Annotated in this window: 5 protein-coding genes and 2 pseudogenes; all 7 read right to left on the reverse strand. The window is 57.2% G+C overall.

What is annotated here, in order from left to right; translation table 11 throughout:
* Positions 1-183: 183 nt before the first annotated feature.
* Complete coding sequence (locus AB5Y53_RS07660) at positions 184-468, reverse strand: hypothetical protein (RefSeq protein ID WP_368181534.1); 285 nt, start codon at positions 466-468, stop codon at positions 184-186.
* A 180-nt stretch (positions 469-648) separates the two neighbouring features.
* Positions 649-768: pseudogene (locus AB5Y53_RS07665) on the reverse strand (IS5/IS1182 family transposase); the annotation flags it as partial.
* 47 nt (positions 769-815) lie between these two features.
* The gene (locus tag AB5Y53_RS07670) at positions 816-1,034 is read right to left on the reverse strand and encodes a hypothetical protein (RefSeq protein WP_183148595.1); all 219 of its coding nucleotides are present in this window, start codon (positions 1,032-1,034) and stop codon (positions 816-818) included.
* A gap of 1 nt (position 1,035) precedes the next feature.
* The gene (locus tag AB5Y53_RS07675) at positions 1,036-5,913 is read right to left on the reverse strand and encodes an RHS repeat-associated core domain-containing protein (protein ID WP_368181535.1); all 4,878 of its coding nucleotides are present in this window, start codon (positions 5,911-5,913) and stop codon (positions 1,036-1,038) included.
* Positions 5,910-6,638, reverse strand: a complete 729-nt coding sequence (locus AB5Y53_RS07680) for a DUF4123 domain-containing protein (RefSeq protein WP_368181536.1) — start codon at positions 6,636-6,638, stop codon at positions 5,910-5,912. Before AB5Y53_RS07680 ends, AB5Y53_RS07675 begins: the two co-directional genes overlap by 4 nt.
* Positions 6,628-8,673, reverse strand: coding sequence for a type VI secretion system tip protein VgrG (locus AB5Y53_RS07685; RefSeq protein WP_368181537.1), 2,046 nt, complete (start codon positions 8,671-8,673; stop codon positions 6,628-6,630). Before AB5Y53_RS07685 ends, AB5Y53_RS07680 begins: the two co-directional genes overlap by 11 nt.
* Positions 8,674-8,956: 283 nt before the next feature.
* Positions 8,957-9,070: pseudogene (locus AB5Y53_RS07690) on the reverse strand (type VI secretion system tube protein Hcp); the annotation flags it as partial.

Here is a 9,070-nt window from a genome sequence, read left to right on the forward strand (position 1 = left end):
TCTGCTGTGCAGAGTTAAATTGAACATTAGACACCCTCATGCTTAGACATCAGAATGTCTATGTCACTGAATTTCTATGGCGAGTAGAAAACACACCACCCAACTTAACATTGGCATTCTGATAGTGTTTTCATGGCAAACAATAACATTCAACACCTCGAAGGCTAGCAATATTATTTTCATTTACAATTTACTACCTATTGCCCCCTTAATTAAACTATATGTAGTAAGGCAATCGATAGTATGTTCTTTTTTATTTATTTTAATCGTGTAGGGAAACTCAAAAGCTGACAATAGATCATCAAAGTCTATGCCTTTCTCCAAGTGGCAAAAGTAGCCTGTTCTATTGTTCCCCCATAAGAAATCATTGTGAGAGACATTCCCTTTACTTAAAAGATAATCAACGACTGGCTGCAAGTGATAGTAATCCTTTTCTTCAGAAGCTGCACTTCTATTAATTACAATCATTTTTTGACCGCCTCAAGCCTTCCAGTTTTTTCGAAACATCAGGTGCTGTTGTATTCTTCATCATTTCCAACGTGCCATCGACAGGTTTTAATTTCAACAAGAACTCATCAAGCATAAAATACTGATTATGTGTCCACATTATGATGACAACTGTATCATCTAAAATAGTGTCCGGGATGATTAGACAACTACAATTACCTCTCCCACTTGGCCGTTGTAGTCACGCAGACTGACTTTCCCCGCCAACAACTGCTTGAACCGATACATCGCTGTCTCTGCAAGTGAGTGACGGTTTAACCCTATGCCCTGCACATATTAATACAAGCGCTTAGCCTAGCAGGGTTAGTTTATCCATATAAATACATTAGCTCATCTACCAAATCTCTTTCCGCGGAACTGAATGGCTTTTTGCTAAAAGTACTAATATGTTCAAATATCGCTCTAATTGGAATGGGGCGTTGATCGTCAGATATTATATCGATGAAACGTTTAGCATCTGGATCTATACCTAAAAGATGATTTTCTATCAATCTTTTTGCATCATCTCTTAATTTATGTCTACCCATATCATTCTCCTGGCAATATATCTACCTTATCCGCCTTTATGTATATATCCTGTCCATCCTGTGGTACTAACTGCCTAGAACCACCTTTTCCATACTCAGGATAAGCTTTTGTGAATGGCTCTAACTCTGGCCCATCACCACCATGACTTTTAGGAACCTGAACTCTAGGCTTACCCTTATCATCATATAGTTGTAATGTATCAAACTTTACCCTTAATCGGCCATCACTCCATGAACCTCTAACATCATCAGGTTTAACATGCTTCGGAGCTTTTATTTGAAACGCCTCTGTAACCTGATCTCCTGTATTAAGTTTATCAAAACCGAAATATGAGAGTCGCGTTTCCCCCATATCAATAGTTTTTTGAGCAAACTTATTCACAGTACCATCATCGTTCAGATATCGCATATACCGATACCCAGTGCTCGGCAAAGTTGCGTCTGGACCGCTTGGCCCGACATAAAAATCAGGTTTGCTACCACCCACACTCGGTGGCTTTAACGGGCCACCTTGTCGCTGAGATATTACGCTGACTGTTTTAGTAACCTGTTTACAGATCCCAATTATTGCATTTTTCACCAATCCCAGCGGATCCACCCAGCCTGTAGGGTTGGGGGCATACTGGTAGTTATTCAGCCCGCCAGCCAAGCCTATCGGGTCGGGGGTGATAAATCTACCCGTGTCGGGCTGGTAGTAACGGTGGCGGTTGTAGTGAAGCCCCGTCTCGGCGTCAAAATACTGCCCCTGGAAACGCAAGGGGGTTGCCACCTCGGCGATCTCTTCACGCCAGACATTGCCATAGGCTCGATAGCGCACCTGCCAGGCGGTGGCCCCGCTTGTGCGGGTCAGTGCCAAGGGCGTGCCCAGGTGGTCAAGCTGGTAGTGGAATACCTCGGCCTTCTGCCCCTCCCCTTCCAGCTGTGCCAGGGGTTTGAAACTGCCGGGTTCATAGATAAAGCTGCGGTACTGCTCGTCAGTACGATGCTTGTCGTCCCCGAGCAGATAGCAGCTCTCGGCAATCAGGTTGTTGGCCTGCCACAGGAATTCAGTAACCTGCTCGCCTTTTGCACCCTTTACCGTCTTGCGAATGCGGCGACCAAAGCCATCGTAGTCATAACAGGCGGTGCTGCCATCGGGCAGTTCGGCCCTCACCAGCTGGTGCTGGCAGTCGTAGTGATAGCGGGTCACCAGTTGCTGACCCTTGCCGCGCCGCTCCAGGGCCAAGCGGCCAAATTCGTCGTACTCGAAGTGGCGATCGCCACTCAACAGCAGCCGGTTCCCCTGGGTGCGGGCCCCATCGAACTGACTACCCGAACGTTCACCCAGGAGGTTGCCGGCCGGATCATGCAAGAAGCGCTCGGTCAGCTCGCCCCGCACCTCCAGCAAGCGGTCCAGCGGATCGTAGCGGTAGTGCTGCTCCCCCTGCACGCTGTCATCGATGCGCAGCAGGTTGCCCGTTCTGTCATAGCCATAGCGCCGCTCGCGGGCGACCTGCTTGCCCCGCTGCAAACGCAGTGCCGAGAGGCGCCCCTGCTCGTCATATTCGTACTGCTGGGTGAGCGCCCCTTGCTGCCTGCGCAGCTCAAGCCCACCCACCACCTGGTGGCGAGTGAGTTCGGCGCCGTTGAGATCAATGCCGCCAAGCGCGCCGTGCTGATAGTGATAGCCAAGCCGGTTGCCGTCAGGCAGTTGCCAGTGTGACAACCGTCCCATGGCATCGTATCGGAAATGGCTTGAGGCCCACCCCTGATGCTCGGCCACCAGATGACCGGCACCATCGTAGTCAAATGCCAGGGGCCAGGCACCGTCGTCGACCCGGATGAGCTGGCCATGGCCGTCATACTCGAAGGCGATCTCGCGACCATCTGGCAGGAATTTTTTCAGCAAGCGCCCCATGGGGTCGCGCTCATAGCGGGTGACCAGTTCGGTCCCCTGCTTGCCGAACTCCACTTTTTCGCTCAGGCGTCCGTTGAGATCATATCGGTAGGCGGTGGTGCGACCATCGAAGCCGGTTTCCCGTGCCACCAGCCCGTTGGGATGGTAATGGATACGATGCTGTTCACCATGCTCGTTCTCGATCTCGCTGAGAAAGAGCTTGGCGTTGTCGTAGCGGTATTTGAGCTCGCTGCCATCGGGGTTGATGCGCCGACTCACCAGATGCAGGCCGGGGTGATATTCGAAACGTGTCTCGCGACCCAGCTCGTCCCACTGCGCCGTGACCTTGCCATAGGCGTTGTACTCATAGCGGCGAATGCCGCCCCCGGGCAAATGGACGGCACTGAGGCGATCTGCCGCGTCCCATTCATAGCGTGTGATTGCGCCACGCGGGTCTTGCCGCACGATCTGGCGGCCCCGCTCGTCATAGCGCCAGCGGCTTATCCCGCCATCGACCCCTTTTTCTTCGATCAGCTGGCCAAGGCGGTTCCATACCAATTCGGTGCGGGTGCTGTCCGGGTGAACCACAGAGCACAGCTTGCCCTGAGGGGTATAGCCATAACGGGTTTCGTTCCCCAGGGGATCCCGCCTGGCAATCAGATCCCCTTGCGGATTGTGCTCAAAGCGCCATTCGCGCTCCCCCTGCACTACCTTGCGAACCCGGCCATCCCAGTAGTGATAGGCAGTCTGACTGCCGTCGGGAGCCACTTCGAGGGCCAACATCCCCTCTTCGTCGTAGTGATAATGGGTCTCGGCCCCCAGCGGATCACGGGCCAGTACTTTCTGACCCTTGCCGTTGTAGGCAAACTCGGTTATCGCACCATCCGGATCCTGCTGGCGGACAAGGCGTGCCTGGCTGTCGTGCTGATACACCTCCTGACTGCCATCGGCATTGAGTACCGTCACCTCGCCCTTGTCATCATCCCAGCCATAGGTGACATCAAAACCCGCCACATCGCTCCAGTGGCGGATGGCGCGGGCAGCCTTGCCTTCCCCTTCCCACTCCCAGAAGAAACCGGCACCGCCAGCCAGACGGCGCTCAACAATGACCCCATCATCACGATAGCGATACCGCTCGCACTCCCCGGCCCCATTCTCGGCCGCTACCAGGTGACCATGGTCATCGTAGTGGTAGCGTTGCAGCGTGGCCTGGGGCTGCCAGGCAATGCCATCAAAGCGCTGCAACTCGAGCGCCATGATGTGGTCGCCCTCGTAAGCGAGACGAAGGGCCAGCCCAGCCTCATTTTCAACCCAGGCGGGGCGCCCTTGACGGTCAGAACGCACTGTCAGTCGATTGCCGTAGGGATCGGAAAAACCGGTCAGCCGCCCGATCTCGCCATGCCAAGTAAAATGCAGGAACGGCGAACCAGCCTTGGCCAGGATCACTTCATCAGCCTCGTCACCGAGGTAGACCGCCGCCTCCGACAGCAGGTTGGTCACCATGGGTCTGGCGGCTGATGGCAACGGCAGTTCCGTTGCCAGGGACTCCTCATCCCACCAAGTCAGGGTATCGCCGTGACGTTCAAGCCGGTGCGCAAGGGCATGCGTCCAGCCAAGCCCCATGCCGCAGGATTGCGCGACGGCGGAGGTGCGATAGAGGCGCCCGAAGACAAAGGGAAGCAGACCCGGCAGTTCGCCATCTTGCAGTGCCAGCAACTCCTCCCCCGTCACCATGGAGACCGGGCAGTTGTTTTTGCAGGTGCTGGCTTCCGGTTGATGGGGGCGGTTATTCGGGGTAACTGCCTGCTTGGAGGCATCAGGTGTCTTGTTCACCTGCTTGATCTCGGTGTGTCCCTGGAACCGGCGTTTGGCCGCCGTGCCTTTTTCCACCAGCGTGTTGGCATTGCCATCGACCAGCTTGAGATCCGCTTTTTTGGCCGGGCTCAACGGTGCAGCCCCGGTGATCAGCACCTTTTTCGCCTGCTGGGCGTGCTGGGCCAGGTTGTGTTTCCTGGAGAGATCGACCAGGGAAGTGACCAGTCGCATGACCCGGTCACTGTTCTTGGCCATGGTGGCAGCCTTGGCACCATAGCGTGCAGCCAGACCTGCCCCGCCGGTCAGTACCACCCCGATGATCACGTCAATCAGTACCGACGAAATTACCTGAGCACCAAACTCGGTCTGCTGATCCGGGGGCAGCATCTTGACCCAGCACACCAGGGCATAGGCATAAAGATAAAGCAGCGCCTCATCTTGCAGTACCAGCATGGCAGCTTCCATCTGGGAGGCTCCGGCCTTGGTCATGGCCGCTGCGTCCACGCCGAACTCGGCCAGCTTTTTGGCGTTGCCTACCGGATCGGCCAGCAGGTTGTAGATGGTTTTAAGATCGTCCCACACCCCGACCAGGGCCTTGCCGATACCGCTTGCCGCCGCCAGCGCATGGCTGCCAAACCCGCCACCAGTGCCGCTGTAACGGGCCCACGCAGCCTTGTGCTCACTGTTCCACTCCTTGGTGAGCCATGTCTCCAGGTCTTTTTGAACCGGGGCATAAGAGGCAAACAGCGTATCCAGGTCGCTCTTCTTCACATTGGGGTAGAAGGTCACCCGATAGGACTTGCCCGGGGTCAGCTTACCAACCTCGGCAATACCCTTGGCATCCAGGGTTCCTTCCTTGGCTACCGCCTCGCTGACAAAACGTCCGCGCACCAGTTTCCCCGCCTCCACCTTGTACGGGGTATTGCCGATGGGAATAAACCTGACGGATTCGAACAGATGAACCAGCCGCAGCGTGCCGCTCAGCGGGCACTGCGTCACCACGGACTGCGCCTTCTTGCTGCCGGACGATGCCGTGATGGTCTTGTCGCCCACCTTGATGGTCTGCTCCATGTCCATGCTGAGCATGTCACCCAGGAAGAAACTCTCGGCATCCTTGCGATAGGCACTCAGGACGTTGCGATAATCGGCGATCACTTCGTTGAAGACGGCCTGGCCGACATTGCTCATGCTTGAACCTCATTGATCAGCGCCGCTTCGAGCGCCGGAAACAGATCGATATCGGGGGATGGATGACGGGAAACAAAGCGGGCGACCTTGCAGCGCAGGTTCGCCTCGGGAAACGCCCAGTAGAGCTGACCGTTGTGATCCGCCAACTGCTGCATCAGGTTGTTGATAAGAGGGGCGGGATCCTGTCTCGCCAAGGTCGCGGCAATGGCGGGGGGCAGCACCCACCAGGGGAATGCGCGTGGTGCTGCGGCTTCTGACGCAGCCCATTCGAAGCCGTCCCCTCCGACCCAGATCCCGTTCACTCCTGGCAGCAGGGCGGTGAAGCCCTCTCCCAGCTGGACCAGAATGCGTTTCAGATAAACACCATCCCAGTAACGGAAGAAGACCGCCTCCCCCTGGTGCCAGATCTGGGTCAGCCCCTGCAGATGGGCATAGAGGGCATCGACAGGTTGCTCGCTCGCCACTATCCAGCCCCAGTCTCTCGCCTCGGCGCCCTGCGCCCACTCGATAAAGGGGCTCTCCTTGTCGAGGGCCACCAGATAGGGCATGACGGGATGCCAGTCTTCATAAGGGGTGCCGAGATAAAGCCCGCGTGGCGTTTCGCGGCCATCGAGCTGGTAGTAGTGCTGCAAGGGAGCCGCATCGCAGGCCCCCGCCAGCACGGCATAAAGAGGGGCTGATTGCCTCTGTATCCACGCTTCCAGCGGTGTGCTCTCAAATCTCACAGCCACCCTCCTTGCATTTTTCACACTCTTCACAGAAAGGGGCGGCACTCTTCATGGTGGCCAGTTGGGCAGGAGTGAGCGGTACCTTGGGTTTGGAGGGAACACTGACACCCAGAGGGCCCAATGGTGACTTGCCGCCCCATCCCGAGCCGGCACCCGGGCTGCCGCCCGAATTCATCTTGATGGTGGGCCCCACCAGGGTGACGCCGCCGCCATCGACCTTGATGAAGCAGCCGCCGACCTTGACGGTAATGTCTGAGCCCGCCTCCAGCACCACCTTGGCACCGGCTTTGACGTGCACTTCCTGCCCGGCCTGTGTCAGCCAGCTGTCACCCAGTTTTTGGTGCATGGAGGTGTCAACGCCGAGTGAATAGTCGGCCTTGATGTGATCCCGTTTTTCACCGTTCACAGTGAGGTGATCATTGGCCTTGATGCGGGTCATCCGCTCATTGTCGATGTCTCTGTGTTCGTCATGCTTGATGTGCCAGGCGGCGTCGTTCTCTATCAGCACGTTCAGGTCTTTCTGACCGTGGATGTAAATCTCTTCCTGCCCCGCCTGGTCTTCAAAACGCAGCTCGTTGAAACCCTCACCCTGGTGGGTCTCGGTGCGCAGCACGGTGCGGGTCTTGTTGGCCGGCAGCTCGTAGGGCGGCCGGTTGGTGGCGTGATAGGTGCGTCCGGTCACGATGGGCTGGTCGGGATCCCCTTCCAGGAAACTCACGATGACTTCGTGGCCGATACGCGGGATGGCCATCATGCCGTATTGACCGCCGGCCCAGCCTTGGGATACCCGCACCCAGCAGGAGCTCTGGTCGTTGGAGCTGCCATATCTATCCCACGGGAATTGCAGCTTCACCCGGCCGTACTCGTCGCAGTAAATCTCCTCCCCGTCGGGGCCCACCACCATGGCGATTTGCGGGCCATCCACCATGGGCTTGTGGGGGGCTTCCGGGCTGCCGATGCGTGCCCGCCAGGTGGTGCTCGCTTTCACCACCCCAAATTCGTTGTGGTAGAGGGTCGGGCCGCTGCCCCCCTCCTCTTCCAACGCCTGCGGTTGCAGGCCGGTGTGCTGGATACGCACGATTTGCCAGTCGGTGTTGAAGCTGCCGTTGGGATGTTCGGTGAGTGAAAACGTCTGGCCCGGCAGCAAGGCCGCGCTGTTGGATTTGCCGCTGCCCGCCACCGCGTCATTGCGCAGGGCATCGAGCCGATGCTGAGCAAACGCCTTGCCGCTCTGGTCCGCTTTGTAGCGACCCGGATAGTCGAAGTGCTGGTAGGTATCGCGCTGGTGCTCAAGCTCTGCACCTTGCTTCTTGTGAGAGAGGCCATAAGCCGGGGTCTTGAAGCTGTAGTCCTTGAGCTCCACATCCGAGGGGCGCACCGCTTCGCGGTAGTGGAACTGGCGCACATAGGGGCCTTGCTCGAGGGAACGATTGCCGAGGTTGAAGAAGAGCTCGGGGCCTTGAGTCAATGCCGCCGCGTCGTCGGCAAACACGATGCGGTGCTTGCCCGCTTCAAACTCGTGGAAGTAGAACATCCCCTCTTCGGCGGCGAGGCGGTTCACGAAATCGAGATCGCTCTCCCGATATTGAACGCAGTATTCCCGCTTGGCGTGCTCATTCTTGAGCGCAAAGGCATAGTCGGTGATGCCATGCTCTTGCAAAAGAATGCTGAGGATTTCATCGGGCTTCTGTGCCTGGAAGATGCGGGAATTCTGGCGAAGTGACAGCCGCCACAGGGCCGGCTGTACCATGAGCTGATAGCGGGTGCGGCGAAAACCGCTGTCACCCTGCGCGAAGTCACTGACCACCCCGCACACCCGGCGCTGCAGCTCGCCGCTGTACCACACCAAGAGCTCGCAGGGCTGGTCCAGCACGGCGCCAACGTCGATGTCGGGCTGAGCGCTTGCCAACTCCAGGCGCAGGCTGAACGGCCGGTTCAACGCCTCATCCAGCGCAAACTCGGCCACCACGAAGGTGCTCTCGGGCAGGGCCCCTACCTTGACGGTAAATTGTAATCCTGTGCTGTCTGCCATCGCTGCGCGCCCCTGAAATATCGTGCGGCCCCATCAGGTGGGGCACATCAAGCCGTGTGAGAGCTTCGCCATCGCCTGGATTTTTCTTTCACCATGGCTGCCGCACGCCCTTGACGGCGTGCGGCAAGACGTAAACTCGGATTTTTTCTTGCACCCGCTCACACCAGGCAAACGGACAGAAGAAAAAATGCGTGGGTTGAAAAATCGGAAATACGGTCTCCGGGCAGGTTGTCCTTGCAGAGACGATAAAAGGGCACCGCAAGCAGTGCCCTTTGGCTCGGAATTACGCTTCGATCGGCGCACGCCAGTCATCCGCACCAGAGGTGCCGGCAACGGTGTGCTCCCAGTCGATCTTGCGGTAGGCCATGGAGACCTGGATCAGCTGGGTGAAGTCGGA

It is taken from the genome of Aeromonas sp. R7-5, assembly GCF_040908015.1.
GTDB lineage: Bacteria > Pseudomonadota > Gammaproteobacteria > Enterobacterales > Aeromonadaceae > Aeromonas > Aeromonas caviae.

What these genes read in the sequence shown, in the direction of transcription:
- AB5Y53_RS07675 (WP_368181535.1), bottom strand. Translation starts at nt 5,913, where the DNA reads ATGAGCAATGTCGGCCAGGCCGTCTTCAACGAAGTGATCGCCGATTAT.
- AB5Y53_RS07660 (WP_368181534.1), bottom strand. Translation starts at nt 468, where the DNA reads ATGATTGTAATTAATAGAAGTGCAGCTTCTGAAGAAAAGGATTACTAT.
- AB5Y53_RS07670 (WP_183148595.1), bottom strand. Translation starts at nt 1,034, where the DNA reads ATGGGTAGACATAAATTAAGAGATGATGCAAAAAGATTGATAGAAAAT.
- AB5Y53_RS07685 (WP_368181537.1), bottom strand. Translation starts at nt 8,673, where the DNA reads ATGGCAGACAGCACAGGATTACAATTTACCGTCAAGGTAGGGGCCCTG.